Source organism: Proteiniclasticum sp. (assembly GCF_032054185.1).
Classification (GTDB): domain Bacteria; phylum Bacillota; class Clostridia; order Clostridiales; family Clostridiaceae; genus Proteiniclasticum.
In genome coordinates this window covers 90,201-107,759 of sequence record NZ_DAMBTF010000010.1, presented here as the reverse complement: position 1 = coordinate 107,759, position 17,559 = coordinate 90,201, and the positions used below count along the sequence as shown (strand labels likewise).

17 protein-coding genes are annotated in these 17,559 nt (G+C 43.2%); 2 read left to right on the top strand and 15 right to left on the bottom strand.

The annotated features are described in order from the left end of the window. Positions 1-21: 21 nt before the first annotated feature. From RTX25_RS07670 to RTX25_RS07650, 5 genes are all read right to left on the bottom strand, one after another. A complete protein-coding gene (locus RTX25_RS07670; protein WP_312652388.1) occupies positions 22-972 on the bottom strand; it encodes an ROK family protein in 951 nt (316 codons plus the stop codon). A 250-nt stretch (positions 973-1,222) separates the two neighbouring features. Continuing rightward, the gene (locus RTX25_RS07665; RefSeq protein WP_312652386.1) at positions 1,223-2,266 is read right to left on the bottom strand and encodes an LCP family protein; all 1,044 of its coding nucleotides are present in this window, start codon (positions 2,264-2,266) and stop codon (positions 1,223-1,225) included. 322 nt (positions 2,267-2,588) lie between these two features. Then, entirely contained in the window at positions 2,589-3,002 is a 414-nt protein-coding gene (locus RTX25_RS07660) for a hypothetical protein (protein ID WP_312652384.1), read from the bottom strand. A gap of 22 nt (positions 3,003-3,024) precedes the next feature. Next, positions 3,025-3,180 carry a hypothetical protein gene (locus tag RTX25_RS07655; RefSeq protein ID WP_312652382.1) on the bottom strand — a complete coding sequence of 52 codons (156 nt, stop codon included), beginning with the start codon at positions 3,178-3,180 and terminating at the stop codon, positions 3,025-3,027. A 155-nt stretch (positions 3,181-3,335) separates the two neighbouring features. Then, positions 3,336-3,782, bottom strand: a complete 447-nt coding sequence (locus tag RTX25_RS07650; RefSeq protein ID WP_312652380.1) for a NusG domain II-containing protein — start codon at positions 3,780-3,782, stop codon at positions 3,336-3,338. A 175-nt stretch (positions 3,783-3,957) separates the two neighbouring features. On the opposite strand from RTX25_RS07650, the gene RTX25_RS07645 reads away from it, so the two are divergent. After that, positions 3,958-4,254 (top strand): hypothetical protein, encoded by a 297-nt coding sequence (locus tag RTX25_RS07645; RefSeq protein WP_312652378.1) that lies wholly within the window; start codon positions 3,958-3,960, stop codon positions 4,252-4,254. 118 nt (positions 4,255-4,372) lie between these two features. On the opposite strand, the gene RTX25_RS07640 is transcribed toward RTX25_RS07645, so the two are convergent. After that, the gene (locus RTX25_RS07640; protein ID WP_312652377.1) at positions 4,373-5,869 is read right to left on the bottom strand and encodes an altronate dehydratase family protein; all 1,497 of its coding nucleotides are present in this window, start codon (positions 5,867-5,869) and stop codon (positions 4,373-4,375) included. Positions 5,870-5,874: 5 nt separating this feature from the next. Beyond that, entirely contained in the window at positions 5,875-7,350 is a 1,476-nt protein-coding gene (locus RTX25_RS07635; RefSeq protein WP_312652375.1) for a tagaturonate reductase, read from the bottom strand. Positions 7,351-7,571: 221 nt separating this feature from the next. Between RTX25_RS07635 and RTX25_RS07630 the strand changes: the two genes are divergently transcribed. Further along, positions 7,572-9,059, top strand: coding sequence for a tagaturonate epimerase family protein (locus tag RTX25_RS07630; RefSeq protein ID WP_312652373.1), 1,488 nt, complete (start codon positions 7,572-7,574; stop codon positions 9,057-9,059). A 150-nt stretch (positions 9,060-9,209) separates the two neighbouring features. Here the strand turns inward: RTX25_RS07630 and RTX25_RS07625 are convergent, their stop codons facing one another. From RTX25_RS07625 to RTX25_RS07590, 8 genes are all read right to left on the bottom strand, one after another. After that, positions 9,210-9,680, bottom strand: coding sequence for a YcxB family protein (locus tag RTX25_RS07625; RefSeq protein WP_312652371.1), 471 nt, complete (start codon positions 9,678-9,680; stop codon positions 9,210-9,212). 8 nt (positions 9,681-9,688) lie between these two features. Continuing rightward, positions 9,689-10,981: a TRAP transporter large permease gene (locus tag RTX25_RS07620; RefSeq protein WP_312652369.1), complete on the bottom strand. Its 1,293-nt coding sequence runs from the start codon at positions 10,979-10,981 to the stop codon at positions 9,689-9,691. Next, positions 10,982-11,506, bottom strand: coding sequence for a TRAP transporter small permease (locus RTX25_RS07615; RefSeq protein ID WP_312652367.1), 525 nt, complete (start codon positions 11,504-11,506; stop codon positions 10,982-10,984). It abuts the gene before it with no gap. 164 nt (positions 11,507-11,670) lie between these two features. Continuing rightward, a complete protein-coding gene (locus RTX25_RS07610; protein WP_312652366.1) occupies positions 11,671-12,744 on the bottom strand; it encodes a TRAP transporter substrate-binding protein in 1,074 nt (357 codons plus the stop codon). A gap of 210 nt (positions 12,745-12,954) precedes the next feature. After that, positions 12,955-13,632: a GntR family transcriptional regulator gene (locus RTX25_RS07605; protein ID WP_312652364.1), complete on the bottom strand. Its 678-nt coding sequence runs from the start codon at positions 13,630-13,632 to the stop codon at positions 12,955-12,957. Positions 13,633-13,650: 18 nt separating this feature from the next. Then, the gene (gene uxuA, locus RTX25_RS07600; protein ID WP_312652362.1) at positions 13,651-14,733 is read right to left on the bottom strand and encodes a mannonate dehydratase; all 1,083 of its coding nucleotides are present in this window, start codon (positions 14,731-14,733) and stop codon (positions 13,651-13,653) included. A 645-nt stretch (positions 14,734-15,378) separates the two neighbouring features. Then, the gene (gene uxaC, locus RTX25_RS07595; protein ID WP_312652360.1) at positions 15,379-16,779 is read right to left on the bottom strand and encodes a glucuronate isomerase; all 1,401 of its coding nucleotides are present in this window, start codon (positions 16,777-16,779) and stop codon (positions 15,379-15,381) included. Positions 16,780-17,011: 232 nt separating this feature from the next. Next, the gene (locus RTX25_RS07590) at positions 17,012-17,551 is read right to left on the bottom strand and encodes a GNAT family N-acetyltransferase (RefSeq protein ID WP_312652358.1); all 540 of its coding nucleotides are present in this window, start codon (positions 17,549-17,551) and stop codon (positions 17,012-17,014) included. Between the last annotated feature and the right edge of the window lie 8 nt (positions 17,552-17,559).

The window sequence follows — 17,559 nt, the reverse complement described above, 5'->3', positions numbered from 1 at the left end:
ATTCTATTTCCTGATGAGTCATCATAGATTCTCCATGCCCGTTCTGGCAACAGCAAGCGCACCTTTAAGCCCGGTATCCTTTCCGAGTCCGGAAGGCATAATCTCACAGGCGTCAAAAAGAAAATCAAGGCAGCTTCTCTTTGCGCTTTCTTTTACGATACTGAAGAAATACTCCCCTATTGTGGATACCCCTCCGCCAAGAACCAGCACCTGAGGGTTATAGAGGGTGATGAGATTCGCGCAGGCTACACCGATGTATGTGAATGCTTCCCTCAGTATCTCTTCAGACACCTTATCTCCTTTAAGATACGCTTCATAGACCTCTTTCGGGCTGATCCTTTCATACACTTTAAGGAAGGTATCATCATGACGAGCAGCACTTTCCGCTCTCTTTGTTATGGCGGTTCCCGAAGCGAGAGCTTCAAGGTCGCCATAGAGGCCACAGTTGCACTGGACACTGCTCTTAGGGTCGATGATCATATGACCCACTTCAAAAGCGTTGCCTGTGCTTCCTTCCAGAAGTCTGCCGCCAATTACTGCGCCGCCCCCCACGCCCGTGGAGACCGTGACATAGATGAGATCCTTCTTTCCTTCACCTCTACCGAAATAATACTCTCCAAGCGCTGCGGCATTGGCATCGTTCTCCAGAACACAGGGCACGCCGAAACGTTCTCTTATGGGTCCCAGAAGATCATAGTCTTTAAAGGGAAGGTTGTAGGCACGAAGGATTCTCCCTTCCTTCTTCATGATGATGCCTGGTGTTCCGATGCCTATGCAGGCAACATCCGTATCCGAAGCTTCTGCCCGTTCCATGAGCTCAAGGATAGAGCCTGTGATTCTACCTAGTACTGCCTCTTCACCCTCTTTCGCCAGAGTAGGCAGAACTGTTTCATAAAGAATATTCCCCGAAAGATCGCTTATGGCTGAACTGATTTTTGTACCGCCCAGATCAACACCTATAAGATATTTCATATTACACCTCATGCTTCCTGATTTTTCTTTGAATGATGTTTTCCTATATATATATTAATATATATTCTCTTTAAGTAAAAGCTGTTCATTCAAAATCACCTTTAAATCCGACATTTTCCCCAAAAAAAATCGAGGCGGTGCAAACATTCGCTTACATCACCTCGATAAATGATTATGAACTACTGACATTTGTAACGCTTAATCATGTGTATTCTGTTCTCTTTGCGTAAGCATCGTGAACTTCTGTATGCTACTCTGCCTGATCCTCGTACAGGAACTCATGGAGACGGTCTGTGTTCTTTTCCAGATCGATGGTAATGACGCTTCTGCCGTTCTTGTCGGCGTATTTCCAAGTGTCGTCAAAAGGAACCCGTGCCTGGGTGACTTCACTTTTCCCTCCGCTGAGCACTTCAAGTCCAAGGGTGAATATGGTATCAGGCTTGATGTTGGTATCCATGTGCTTCAGGGTTTCCGTCAGGAATCCGGTAAGTTTGAGGGGATTCAGTGAGCTCTTCATTCTGCTTAAAATACTCATCATGACATCTCTCTGTCTTCTTGTTCGACCGAAATCTCCATCACCGGTCTTACGGTTTCGTGCATGTGTCAGCGCCTGTTCGCCGTTGAGGAGATAAGTTCCTTCTACCACCTCGATTCGTTTTTCCGGATGTGCGGCATTGATTTTTCTGATTTCAGCTGTTGTAAGAAAAAGCTCGATGCCTCCTAGTTCATCCACAATGTTTTTCAGACCTTCAAACTCGATGATGGCATAATTCTGGATATCCAGATCGAAGTTCATATTTACCGTATTGATGGCAAGACCGATTCCACCGATGGCATATGCCGCGTTGATGCGGTTCCATTCCCGGTTCGGTATGGCCACCCAGGTATCACGCATGAAGGAGGTGATCTTGATGTCCTTATTCTCTCTGTTGTAGCTGATCAGCATCATACTGTCTGATCGTCCCTCTCCACCATCATCAGGTCTTGCGTCGCTGCCCACCATAAGAATATTGAACACATCCTCATCAATCGGCACCTGTTTGTAGATACCTTCATTCTGCGGTGTTTCCACCTCATAATAGAAGTCTTCATCAATGTCTCCAGGAGTGCCTTCTATAATATCCAGAGTCTCCGGATCCGCAAGAATAATCCCCGGATTCTCGATGATGTCCGCTAAACTCTTGTTCATTGAGGAAAGCCTGACATAAAGGAAAGTGAACAGGAAGAGAATGACTGCAAGAACTACAAGTACAATGATCATTATTTTTCTGGTTTTACCGGACTTAACTTCCATAAACAACGTCCTTTCCATTTTTACTTACGTTTTGCTGAGTTTCTTTTACAGTTTCACGGGATAAGGTTCATCCCCATAAGGTTTTTTAGATCTGAGTCGTATGTCTTCTTATATCTATATTATGGCTCGTAGAAAGTATATTAGCAACGAAATGATGACATTGGGGCTCTATCTTATGAGGATCGAGCTGAATCTTTCTCTTCAAAAGAGACTGTGTGCTCAGCACATGGTGATCGAACTTTTTTTCTTGAAAAGTATGCTGAAATGCCCAGTTCTTTTGAAACTGGGCATGGCCATATAATTCACATATTTTTTGAGCAGTCTATTCAAAGTAGAGCTTGAGCTTTAACGGTTCAAAGGTATAGACATCAGACGGATCATGAATCCATATACTCCCGTACAAGGACTCATAATAGCGCTCGTCATAAGCCTGATCCATGAGCCTTGCAGCTCCACCTGCAATTTCAATTCTGTAGTAGTACTGTTGACCGTTATACCAGATGGGCACCTCTGTCGTCTTATTTCTACCGGGTTCGATGGCGACTCTTTGAATCTCAACACCCTTCTGCTCAAGAACAACGTAGTTTTTGCCTTTGGTATGATAGTATGCATCAATGATGCTGAAGGCACCGAGTCCCAGAAGAAGAATCACCAGAATGGGCACCATGATTTTACATAGTGGAGTCTCACATATTCTCTTATACACACTCTTTTTATCGGCTGCATTTTCTTCCATGAAGCACCTCCTCGATTATTCTTTAATGCCTGAGGGGTTCTTCCTTGTTTGTTTCATTATCCGGAAAAAAACGCTCGAGATCATCATCAGGCTTTTTCTTCATTTTTCTCAGTTTGGTTGGGAGCAGTATCAGTAAAGCTGCAATTACAATAAATCCAAGTCCGTACCAAAATTCCATATTCTCACCTTCCATTTCAATTTATCTTCTGTTGACATGAAGAGTATAGCATAGGGTTGTGGCCATGAGATTGCATAAATGTTACAAAATGATTATTCCACCAGTTCCCGTGAGACTTCATGATGTTCTTTCCTGTCTGAGGTTATTTTACGAGGTTATTTTACGATGATGTCCACTTCACTTTCAGCCTGATTCTCAACGGTTACCACCATTTTAATCGGCAGAGCGACGATGATTTCATGGGTATCTCTGATCCAGCCCATCTCCTCATGTATAGACAGCGGAACGATCTCTTCAGGAAGTCTCTTAAGCCTTACTGCTCCATCTTTCACTTCCAGATTGCCTTCATAATCCTTTCCCGCGTGACTGAAGGGAAAGCTGACAAGGTATTCATCCTCTTCCTTCATGGATTCTCTGTAGATTTCTTTTCCATCTTTTTCGATGACAATTTCCTTGGCTCCTACGATTTTCTCGCTGGACCCGTAAAATATAAGTGCCGGGAAAAAGCTGATCATGATGAAGAAGGAAATGACGATGACATCCCATTTCTTCAGCATCGGCCGGGACCCTTTATTTCCTGTATTTCTACCTGTTATTGACATTTTATTCCTCCATAAGCTGCAGATACATTGCATGCAGATATTTTACTTGATTGATATTCTCTTGTCAAACTAAACAATTCATCATTTCGTTAAAATGAATCCATAATTGGATGCTATTATTTTAGCATAGTTATATTACTTCTATTTCTATAAAATTTAATGCGAGGTGAATAAATTGAATACAACAATATGCGATGCCATAAGAGATGGTGAGATTGTAGAATTCGACTATGACGGCATGGTGAGAATCGTTGAACCCTTCATCTACGGCCTGACATCTGGCGGCGTTCAGGTGATGAAAGGCTATCAGATCGGAGGCTACAACAGAGAAAATGACAACAGCTACGACTGGGTCACTTTTGAAGTCAATCAGATCGGTACGATCAAATTTATCGGCAAGAAGTTTACAACAAAACGTGACGGTTATATGAAGCAGAGCGAAGACATCAAAACAGTCTACTGCAAATTCTGATAAAGTATAAAAACACATAATAAAATTCCACTTTGAATAGGCCGTTCAAAGTGGAATTTTATCTTTATAATTTTATTAATCTTATTTAGTCTGAATGGTGACCCCTGAAGAAATCCTTCTACAGCGTCACGCCGGTTTTGAATATGGAGATTTCTCTGAAACCGGATATTTCATTATTTACCTGTTTTCCGCTGGCGACAGAGATGACGTACTCGATGAAATCTCTTGTCATCTCATCGGAAGGCTGTCCATCAAGCATCTTTCCTGCATTGAAATCAATCCAGTGAGGTTTAAGCTCCGCTATTCTTGAGTTTGATGAGATCTTTACCGTTGGAACGAAACTGCCGAATGGAGTGCCCCGTCCGGTGGTGAAGAGAACCATATGACAGCCTGAAGCACCTAGTGCTGTGGACGCGACAAGGTCGTTTCCTGGCGCACTGAGAAGGTTAAGGCCTTTCTTCTGTACCTTTTCACCATATTTAAGCACGTCCCTCACAAGAGAGCTTCCGCCCTTCTGAGTACATCCCAGAGACTTATCTTCAAGGGTTGTAATCCCCCCGGACTTATTCCCTGGTGATGGATTTTCATAGATGGGCTGTCTGTTGTCGATGAAGTACTGCTTGAAGTCGTTGATGAGGTGAACGATTTTTGTAAAGACCTCATCACTTTCTGCACGGTCCATGAGGATGGTCTCCGCACCGAACATTTCAGGAACCTCTGTAAGGATGGTTGTCCCCCCCTTACTCACGATATAGTCAGACAGTCTTCCAAGAAGAGGATTTGCAGTGATTCCTGAGAACCCGTCAGATCCTCCGCATTTCAGCCCGATGGAAAGCTCCGATACCGGAACCTCCACTCTTCTATCTTTCTTCATCGCCTCATAGAGACTCGTCAGAGCTCTTATTCCTTCTTCGATTTCATTGCCGACCTGCTGAGTGATGATGAACTTTGTTCTGTCTTCATCATATTCTCCAAGAGCAAGCTTAAACTCATCCATGGTATTGTTTTCGCATCCGAGACCAAGGACAAGTACTCCTCCGGCATTAGGATGGCTGACAAGGTCAGCAAGAATGGTCTTTGTGTTCTCATGGTCATCGCCAAGCTGTGAGCAGCCGTAGTTATGGTTGAACACCTCGATGGCATCGATTCCTTCAGGATTCACTCTTTCCCTGAACTTCTTTATGATGAGCTCCGCTACACCATTGACGCAGCCGACAGTCGGTACAATCCACATCTCATTTCGGATACCCACTTTGCCGCTTTTTCTTCTGTAGCCCATGAATGTGTCCGGACCATCGAAGATGGTATAGGATTCATTCTTCGGAGAATAGGCATACTCCATGAGATCATGAAGTCCGGTCTTCACATTATGAGTATGTACATGTTCACCAGAATGTATCGCAGTCTTTGCTTTACCGATGGAGAAGCCGTACTTCATGATGTCTTCACCTTCATTGATTAAAGCTACAGCGATTTTATGTCCTGTAGGGATGTCCTTAAGCGCTTTAATATGAAGTCCCCCTACCTGAATTTCTTCACCTTCTGAGACATCCTTCAGCGCCACAGCCACATTGTCTTTGTCTGTGATGAGAAAAAGCTTATTTTCTTTATCCATATTCTCTATTCCTTTCCTAATTTCTTCAGGCTCTCTTTTGTTCCGTTCCTGACGATGTCTGTAAGATGCTTCAGCACTTCATCATATAGACCTTCAACCTTCGTCAGGTCTTCGTGCCAGAGGCTTTCATTCATCAAGGTTTCCTTTACCAGTACTGAAAGATCCTTTTCCTGCCAGATGCCTGCAAAGAACTCCAGGTTCTTCTCATCATCCTTCACCGGATACTTGTCGTTATTCTCTCTTGTACCGAAATAACCTGTCTCATCTTTTCTGATGTCGTAGAATTTCAGGAGTGCAGCTAGTGCATAGGTCATTCTCTCAGGGAGTTTTCCTGTTCTTTCCTTATAGTCAAGAAGTGATGGCAGACATCTTGCCGTAAACTTTGAAACAGAATTCAGGGAGATATCAAGAAGTCTGTGCTTGATGTAAGGATTCCCGAAACGCTCAAACACCGCATCCGCAAATTCCTTCAGCTCACCTTTTGGCAGATCGATGGTCGGAATGACTTCATCAAAGATCAGTGACTTTAGGAAAGCATTGAAGTCTGCGTCATCGATGAACTGTCCCACATAGTCGTAACCTGAAAGGTATGCGGCAAGTACGGTAGAGGTGTGTGCACCATTTAAGATTCTCACCTTTCTCTTCTTGTAGGGACGGACATCGTCAGTCCAGATGACATTGGCACTGGTCTGTGCGATCGGCAGAAGATCAGCATACTTCTTGTCTGCTTCGATTACCCAAAGGTTGAACACTTCTGAAGTGACCATGAGATTATCCTCATAGCCGAATTTTTCATTGTACGCTGCAGCTTCTTCTCTTGGATATCCTGTTACGATACGATCGACAAGGGTATTGGCGAAGGTGCAGCTATTCTCCATCCAGCTGATGAATGCAGGCTCAAGGTTCCACTCCTTGGCATACTGCATGACGATTCTCTTAAGCTCCGGTCCGTTGTTGTCTATGAGTTCTACAGGCAGAAGAAGGATGCCTTTATCCTCGGCACCTTTGAAATGAGTGTACCTATGATGAAGGAAGCTTGTAATCTTTGCCGGAAACGCCTTTGGCAGCTTGTCTTCAAAACGGTCTCCTTCCACATAGGATATACCCGCTTCTGTGGTATTGGATACGATGATCTTCAGATCTTCGCTCTCAGCAAGCTTAATGTAGCTTTCATAGTCCTCAAAGGGATTGATTCCCCTTGAAACAGATGTGATGGCCTTCACCTTTTCCGTCTTCTGACCATCCTCAAGACCTCTCATCACCAGTGTATATAAACCGTCCTGGTCATTGATCATATTGACCATACCCATATTTATGGGCTGAACAAGAACGATACTTCCGTCAAACAGTCCTTTGTCGTTGGCTTCATCGATCATCCAGTCTACGAATGCTCTCAGGAAGTTACCCTCTCCGAACTGAAGCACCTTTTCCTTATAATGACCGTTTTTCTTTTCCAGTGTATCTTTGATATTTTTTAACATAATTTCCTCCCTTTTTAGCATAGCTAAGTCTTTTGTTGTGATGTGATTTACTGGTTCCCTTTTTATGCTCCTGAATATCTGATCCATTATATGAATAAATGGCTAATTTATCCCTTTTCCGAACCATTTTCCCTCGAAAATCGAGTGTCATGGTGTATAATTTAATTGTATGAAAGTCAGATAAAAGCTCATTTCGAGCGAATATTACAGGAGGCAGAATAATGTATAATGAACTGGTAATTGACCTGAACAATAATTCCCTGAGACCTCAATATGAAGGCATCAAGGTATATTCAAGATCCTTCTCGCATGCAGGCAGAACAAACCTTGTCCTGATCAAAGACGGCATGGAGAAATATCTTCTCGCGGCAGGTAAAGATGAGCTTTACGATGCGCTATCGGGTGATGAAAAGGACGGATATAAGATCTGCCCGGCAGATCATGAAAACAGACTCGTTCTCAACAGATTCTTCCCTTACACCGAACCTGTGGCAAACACCGAGCACAGGACATCCGTGGGACTTGGTGACAGACTAGGCCTTGCAACGCCCGGACACATCAGAGCGGTAAGAAATACGGAAGTATTCCCGATCTTTGCTCAGCAGAGTGTACGAGAGCTTGACATGACCGCAAGAAAGTATGAGGATGTCATCGATTCTGCAGCCTATGCAGTATTTCAGGAAGGCTACAAGAAAGGCTACGGCGCGGACGGCGACCATCTGAAGACCAAAGAGGATATCCTCAAGGAACTCGATCTTGGCGCAACCATGATCACCCTTGATTCTTCAGAGAAAATCGACAACACCATACTCAATCTTTCCGATGCTGAGCTTGGTGATAAATACGAAGCTCTGGATGAATCCATCCGCAGATATTATGAGGATAAGTATCTGAATGAAACAGTATCCTTCGGCAGCCTGAATTTCGAAATCGACAGGGTTCAGCTCATGAGAGACGTGCTGACCTATTATGCGGCCATCGATTTCATCAAAGAAGTCTACGAAGAAATCATTTCAGGCTATAAGAAGCCCCTTGATTTCGAGATTTCCATCGATGAAACCTCAACACCAACCTCCCCGATCTCCCATTACATCATTGCCAGGGAGCTAAGTGACAGAGAAATCGTCATCTCCACCATGGCACCAAGATTCATCGGCGAATTCCAGAAAGGCATCGACTATATCGGCGGACTTGATGAGTTCAGAGAAGATATTCGAAGCCATGTGGCCATTGCCGAGCATTACGGTTACAGAATCAGTGTGCATTCAGGAAGCGACAAATTCAGTATCTTCCCAATTGTTGCTGAAGAGACCCATGGAAGATTCCATGTGAAAACGGCAGGCACCAACTGGCTGGAAGCCGTTGAAGTGATTTCCGAGAACGATCCGAAGCTTTACCGCGACATGCATTTCCATGCTTTAAGAAAATTTACGGATGCCACAAAGCTTTACCATGTGACCACAAATCTTGCGAACATAGAAGATCTTGAAAGCGTTGCGGACAAAGACCTGCCTGGCTATCTCAAAAACGATGATGCAAGACAGCTTCTCCACATCACCTACGGATATATCCTGAGGGACAAGGATGAAAAAGGCAGCTTCATCTTAAGAGACAGGTTCTTCAAGGCACTGGATGAGCATGATGAATCCTATATGAAGCATCTGGACGAGCACATCTCAAAACATCTGGAGCTTCTCGGCCTGAAGTAGAATAAAAGATGAAAGATAAAGCAGCTTCTGTATTTTTACAGTGAGCTGCTTCTTTCTGTCTTGAAATAATTAAACATAATGTGACAAAAAGAAAAAGAGCCGTAATTCATTTTCTCGAGGAATTACGACTCCATTTTTTCACCTGACGGTTTATCTTTTCAGTTTTGAAATGACATAGCGATAAAACGCTTCCCTCTCTTTACCCAAAACTTTGTTGGTCAGAATAAACCCATGGGTTGAAGTGGAATATACGATAACAAGCGTAGGCTGTTTCGCGATTCCCTTGATATTTTTCCATTTTATACTCGATTTTTCAACACCTGATCTGACATGAACACCATAATCATCGAATCCGATTTCCATATCCCTTGACATACCGCTCAGCTGTTTCTTTGCTCTATTGTAGATGACAAGCGGCTGTATGACCGTGAAAAGCGATAATCCGGCAATCATGAGTGTCCTATAGATCCAGCTGACATCAGACCAGTACTTTGCGATCAGAACGATCATTGCCCCTGTAAAAATGACATTGACCATACCCACTATGGAACGATAGATTCCGTACATGGAAAGCTGCCAGAGATCACTTGCCTTTGTCTCATATCTGAACTGATACTTCATAACACTCCTTAACTGAACAGTGATGGCAGCCATAAGCTGATTGCCGGAATGAATGTGATGAGCAGCAGTGTGATGATCATCGCGAGATAGAACGGCAGTGTGGCTTTAACAATCTTCTCCATCGGCTGCTTACTTACCGCCGAGCCGATGAACAGCACCGCTCCGACTGGTGGAGTCAGAAGACCGATACCGCAGTTAAGTACTACGATAATACCGAACTGAATCGGATCAAGTCCGATTGATGTAGCAATCGGAAGAAGTATAGGTGTTGCAATCAGAATGATCGGAGCCATGTCCATGATCATACCCAGTACAAGAAGGATTGCATTAAGCAGAAGTGCAATAAGAATAGGATTGTCTGTAAGTCCTACAATCGCTTCTGCAGCAAGTGTCGGTACATGAAGTCTTGTCAGCATGAAGCCGAAAATACTGGAGGTGGAGATCAGAATCAGAACGATGGCTAATGTGTTGACACACTCTCCAAGTGCATTCCAGACACCCTTCCAGTCAAGTCCTCTATATATGAAGACACTGACAATCAGACTATAGATTACCGCTATTGCTGCGGACTCAGTTGCTGTAAAGATACCGCCGACAACGCCGACGACAACGATCAGTACGGCAGCAAGTGCCCAGAAGGAAGTTGCAAGCTGCTTCAGGAGTACCCTAACATTGAATTTATCGCCCTTAGGATAGTTACGCTTAACAGAAATAATGTAAGACATAATCATAAGGGATACCGCAAGAATCGCACCAGGAATATAACCGGCCAGGAACAGGCTACCTACGGAAATACCGCCTGCTGTAGTGGCATAGATGACCATGTTATGACTTGGAGGCACAAGAAGTCCTTCAACGGATGAAGTGATGGTGACTGCAGTTGAGAAGTCGGCATCGTATCCTTCATCAACCATCATAGGGATAAGGATACTTCCAAGGGAGGCTGTATCTGCTGCTGCAGAACCTGAAATTCCTCCGAAGAAGTAAGATGCAACAACGTTAACCATGGCAAGTCCACCACGCATCCAGCCGACAAAGCCGTTTGCCAGGGCAATGAGTTTTTCGGATATTCCACCTGAACCCATAAGCACACCCATGGTGATGAAGAATGGAACAGCCATGAGACTGAAGGAACTGATTCCCTTGACCATCTGCTGTGCAACGGTTGTAAGTGGCAGTCCTTCATACAGCAGTGTAAGCATGGAAGAAATCGCAACTGCATAAGCGATAGGGAATCTCAGGAAGATCATGACAAAGAAACTTCCAAGAAGGATCAGTATGGCAATATTCTGGTGACTCATTTACTTCTCCTCCTTTATGATAAAGAATCTTTTGAAATGATTGTACATGGATTCAATCAGGAATATGATCATCGCTATACCTGCCAGAGGAATCGGGAAGTACATCCAGAATCTGGAAATGCTTGGCATACTTACATAGGTTCCTCTTGAACCGATCTGCATCGCATATTTCCATCCTACTACAAGCATAACTACTGCAAGTGCAAAAACAGCTAAGTCAGAAATGATATCTAATACAATGATTGCTTTTTCAGGCAGATACTTGTCAAAGGCAGTCATACGGATGTGACTGTTCTTTCTTATTGCAAGTGCTGCTGATAATACAGCCATATAGGACATTGCAGTAAGGACAATTTCTTCGGACCACGCAGGATCGGGAATAAATGAAACATAACGACCGGCTACTGCCATTGAAGTGATGAGAATATCTGCAACAAGAAGCAGTTTACAGGCCAAAAGGACAAAATCATAAATCTTGTCATATATCGGTTTGATTTTATCGAGTTTACTAAAAATACTTGGCATACCTTACCTCCTAGTTAATTCGGAATTAGAGAGGGCTTTCTTTAGTTGTCTGTAACAGGTAGAAGACCCATAAATGAGTATCTCAATGCTCTTCTTCTCTCTGTTAAAAAATTAAGACACAAAGGATGGACTCCTCTGTGTCTTAACATCCTGATCAGTATGATTTATTTCATGTCCAGAATCTGCTGATACAGTTCTTCAAAGCCTTTAGTCTGTTCTGTAACTACATCTTTAACAGCTGCCTGCCAAGGTGCTTTATCAGTTACTTCAACGATGTTGATTCCATCATCCTTAAGTGCCTGCAGTACTTCATTTTCAGCTTCTTCAGAAATCTTTCTGTTGAACTCTGATGCATACTTACCAGCTTCCATAAGAATATTCTGCTGTTCTTCTGTCAGGCTGTCCCAAGCTTCATTAGTGATGATAACCTGGATTGCGCCAAGTGTATGTCCGTCAAGGATCATGTTAGGAGCAACTTCCTGGAATGCATTTGACTTGTAGTTTGCGATTGGCTGCTCTGCTCCGTCTACAACACCTGTCTGTAGAGCTGAGTACAGTTCACCGAATGAAACGACTGTAGGTGATGCACCAAGACCGCTTACCATACCGTTCATAACTGGGTCATTTGAAACTCTGAGTTTCATACCAGATAAATCTTCGATAGTGTTTACTGGATCAACTGTGAAGAAATGACGGAAACCTTCTTCTCCATAGAACAGACCTCTTACGCCAGTTCCATTTTCGAATGGCTCAAGAAGGAAATCAGGAGCAAGATCTGATGTTGCAAAGCTCCAGAAGTGTTCACGGTCTGCAAATGTGTAAGGGATGGAAAGAAGCTTTGATTTCTCTCCGCCGTATGGTGTAAGTGCGAATGCTGAGATACGGGACATATCAATTGTTCCGCCGCCGCCAAGCATTGTGTCAAGGACGTCATTTTCGGATCCAAGTACACCTGAAGCCTGAACGTCGATTGTCATCTTACCGCCTGAAAGTTCTTCTACCTTTTCTTTGAAAGCTGTGTCTGTCTGTCCAACGATTGTGTCAAGTGGGTTAACTTCAGCATATACTAAAGTAACTTCTGGCATATCTGATGATGGTTCTTCACCTGCTGGCTCTTCTGCTGGTGTTTCAGCTGGTGTTTCAGCTGGTGTTTCAGCTGGTGATGACAGTCCGCATCCTGCGAAGAAAGCGACCAGTACTAGACTTGAAAGTGTTGCTAGAATTTTTTTCTTATTCATTTTGTCCCCCTGTAATAATATATTTTTGATTGGGTTTAACCATTCATTGGTTACTGATTAATGTTGACTCTTGATGTCTGCACACCACCCCCCTAAAAGGTTTCTTGTGATTGAACAGATTTTTCATTAGAAATCCATACCGTGAATCTCATCTCATTTCTTATGAGGTGGTTCCAGTACAGCCTCTACCGTCATATAGAATATGACATTCTAGATGAAATAATCGGGATGATCTTTTCGGATCAGTTCCTCATCGATCTTATACCTTGACAGGTGTTTGGTCATAAGTGTAACGGCCAGAGCCTTATCCTTTGCTTTCAGTGAAGCGAGAATATCCTTATGATCGTCCAGAAGTTCCTGGACTTCACTGTTGGTGTGAAGCCTGAGCATTCTGACTCTGTCGAAATGGATCATCATGCTGTCCATCAGGTGGTAGATTTTCGTCTTGTTTGCAATGACAAAAAGTTTTTCGTGAAAGTCATTGTCTATCTGGAAGAATTTTCCCAATGAATCAGATTCAAGAAAAAACTCCTGGAGACTGATGTTCTGTTCAAGCTCTCTGAAATCCTCTTCTGTTGCAAGATCACATACAAGTTCCACAACTGAGTTTTCAAGGACCAGCCTCATGAATCTTGCCTCATCAACCAAGCTGTAGTCGATTTTCGAGATATAGCTTCCTTTTTGAGGAAAGATATCAACAATATGACTTTTGCTCAGTTCAATCAAGGCTTCTCTTGTCGGGGTTCTCGAGATCCCCATTTCATCTGCCAGCTCTTTTTCGCTGACCATACTACCGGGAGCAAGTTTCAGCATGACAATATTCTTTCTCAATGTCCGAAAGGCATAATCTCTTGCTGTCTCTTTGCTGCGCCTGGCTGTGATTTCCATGTGGCATCTCCTCTCCTGCTATCTGTATCGTTCTTTCATTTTCCTTACCGCTTCTGCAAGTCCGAGGATATAGTTTGCACCAAGGGCTCTATCGTAAAGTCCGTAGCCTGGTCTTGCTTTTTCATCCCAGATCATTCTTCCATGGTCCGGTCTGACATAACCTGTAAAATCTGAATCATCGTATGCTTTCACAACTTCGAACATATCCACATCTCCGCATTCGCTGAGGTGTGCGGACTCATCGAAGTCCTTCTCATTGAGATGCTTGACGTTTCTTATGTGTGCAAAATGTATTCTGCCCTGTCCTGCAAATTCTCGGATCATATCCGGAAGATCATTAGTCAGATCTGAACCCAGGCTTCCTGTACAGAGTGTCAGTCCGTTATACGGACTCTCATTCAGTGAAAGAAACTTTCTGATGTTCTCTCTGTTTGTGATCACCTTCGGCAATCCGTAAAGCGGCCATGGCGGATCATCCGGATGGATGGCCATCTTGATGTCGTACTGCTCCGCATAGGGAATGACTTTATCCAGGAAGTATTTCATGTTTTCCCAGTATGTTTCCTGGGACATATCCTGATAGAAGTCGATGTCCTTTGCCATGGCATCCAGTCTTTCAGGCTCCCAGCCTGGAAGGGAATATCCACGGGCTTTCTTTGCCATAACGTCCGCCATAACTTTCGGATTCATCTTAAGCACTTCTTCATGACGATAAGCCATCACCTGGCTTCCGTCTGGAAGTTCCATAGACAGATCACTTCTTGCCCAGTCCATGACCGGCATGAAATTATAGCAAAGGCACTTGACGCCTACATTAGAGAGGTTCTCCAAAGTACTGATGTAGTTATCGATATATCTGTCTCGAGTCGGCAGGCCCTTCTTGATGTCTTCATGAATGTTGACACTTTCTATGACTTCCATTTCAAGACCTGCATCATTGATTTCCTTCTTCAGCTCTTCCAGTGTTTCCAGAGGCCATACTTCTCCGACCGGAATCTTGGGGAGGCATGTAGCCACGCCGGTTACTCCGGGAATCTGCTTGATCTGCTGGAGGGTTACACTGTCGTCACCGAAAGGAAACCATCTTAAAATCATTTTCATTTGTTCACCTCTACTTTCCTGATGAATAAAAGCCGATCGTGTTCCGGAACTAAACGTTTACTGATGAGGGGTGCTTATATACAGTCCGGAACATTTGAGAGGACATTTCATCCATCTGTTCGAAATAGGATGTTATCCTTTTCACATCTCTACGTCTAGTTTACCACTGGTATACTAGTGCGTCAATCAGTAAATATTAAAAAACAGCTGAATTTTTTACGAAAAGTACATTTCTGTTTAAGGTTCCTTTAAGGTGAGTTTTGCATGAAATGTTAATATTGATAGTATCTGATTACCAATGCATTTGGAGATTTCTATCTTTGAATTTCAGCAGGTGACATCCAGTCTTTAAGAATCAGGTTGTTCATATTATGAATAAATTATGATGAAACGTTCATCTTTTCAAAATTAGCCTGAATCTCTGTAAAGGGTTACGTGAAACGGTTTTCGCTGTTTATCTTTTCACTCTAGTTATGAATTATTGTAGAGTTCTTGCTCTGTTTTTGTTGCGAAACTCGCAATTTTTCATATTTATCCTATTTCTCGAACAACTCATCTGAATTTTAAAAGGTGCAGGAAGTAAGAAATCCACCCGCACCTTTTAGTGATCATAATTATTCGTCTTTTATTTTTTTCTACAGATCACTACATGTTGAAGTACTGAACTGCGTTTTCAAATGAGATTTCCTTTACCATCTTTCCAAGAAGTTCCATATCATCAGGCGCTTCTCCTTCTTCTGCCCACTGGCCAAGAAGGTTGCAGAGGATTCTTCTGAAGTAGTCGTGTCTTGGATAGGATATGAATGATCTTGAGTCCGTGAGCATGCCCACAAACTTTCTCAGAAGTGAAAGATTTGCAAGGGACTTCATCTGCTTTTCCATACCGTCCTTCTGATCATTGAACCACCAGCCTGATCCGAACTGAATCTTCATGATTCCGTCTGTCTCTCCCTGGAAGTTTCCGATCATTGTGCCGATGACATCATTGTCTCTGGCATTGAGGTTATAAAGGATGGTCTTAGGCAGATTGTCGGTTCGATCTAAGGTATCCATAAGCTTTGAGAGCTTCACTGCCACAAGTTCATCGTTGATGGAGTCAAATCCGACATCTGCGCCAAGTTTGCTCTGCATTCTGCTGTTGTTGTTTCTTATTGCACCGATATGGTACTGCTGAGCCCAGTCTCTCTTCTTGTACATCGCACCCAGTTTCACAAGGATAAAGGTCCTGTACTTTTCACTGTCCACCTTTGAAATCTTTTCCCCGGAAAGAGCAGCCTTTATGATCGCTTCAATCTCTTCAGCTGTGTATTCTTCAAAGAATACAGTGTCGAGGGCATGGTCAGAAAGTCTTGCGCCATGATCATGGAAGAAGTCCACTCTGTTCTCCACTGCCTTAAGGAGGGATTCAGTATCCGTTACAGGATAACCCACAATACCGGAAAGAACTTCCATGTATTCCTTATAGCCTTCTTTTTCGATATTCAGCAGCTTGTCCGGTCTTAAAGCAGGTAGCACTTTGGTATCGAATGTGTCATCAGCATTGATGGCATCATGATATTCTAGAGTATCGATGAGATCATCAGTCGTGCAGATCATCTTGACATTGGACTGTGTGATGAGGTTTCTCACATTGAAGTCTTCACCGCTGATGACCTCATTTGCTCTCTCCCAGATTTCCTTGGCGTTTTCCTTGTTGATGGTCAGATCGATTCCGAAATATTTCTTCATTTCCATATGAGACCAGTGATAAAGCGGATTTCCTATGGTATAAGGGATTGTTTCACAGAAAGCTTCAAACTTTTCAAAATCCGACTTGGATCCTGTGATGTACTCTTCACTGAAACCGCAGCTTCTCATAGCTCTCCACTTGTAGTGGTCGCCTCCAAGCCAGATGTCTGTGATGTTTTTAAACCTTGCATTCTCCGCAATCATCTTAGGATTGAGATGACAGTGATAGTCATAGATCGGCATGTCTTTAGCATACTCTTCATAAAGTTTTCTGCCTGTCTCATTTTTCAACATAAATTTGTCATTTATTATGCTCATTGTTTTTCATCCTTTCTGGTTATCATTTTACTCTTGATGCTTCTATCATAGTCGATATTATCTTCAGTGAAAAGTACCTTTTTAGAACTTTCTCATAACGGTTCCATATTAGTATACTAGTAGACCCTTGATGAAAACCTTCAAATGACAAGGTTTTCGTAAATCGGGAATCGATAAAAAACTTCAAAATATTTATTTTAAATGGTCTGCTGTACCAATCAGCTACGCTATGCTATAAGGCATATTCCAGCTGACAGTCACAAGGCTCCTCCCCTGAAAGTCTCTCGTTATATTCGGATGCTTCCACACATCCCGCTTTTCTGTAGAAAGCCTGTGTCTCCTCCGAAGAGTGGGCTGAGATATAGAGCTTCTCAGCTCCTCTTTCTCTTGCCTGATCTGAAGCAAGGGAGAAGAGAACCTTTCCGATGCCCTGCCCTCGATATCCATCGGAAATATGTATGCTGGAAAGCTGCAGATAGTGATTTCTCTTGCCGAAAAACCGATTTTCAAGAGATGCAAATCCGTATAGCCTGCTTTCGTGAAAAGCTCCCCATACAGTACCGCCTTCGTTAACGGTATTGATGAGGCATCTGACGAGAAACGCATATTCCTCGCTCCCCCATTCTTCTATAAATGCGATCTCCTTCAGCATCCATGTACCATCGATTTTTCTCCAGCACCTCTTCACTTCCTGATGTCTTTTAAACCCCTCAAAGAGAGCTAGGCTGATGTCATCCTCTTTCAGTTCTCTGTATGTTACATCGTTATGCAAAATCCGTC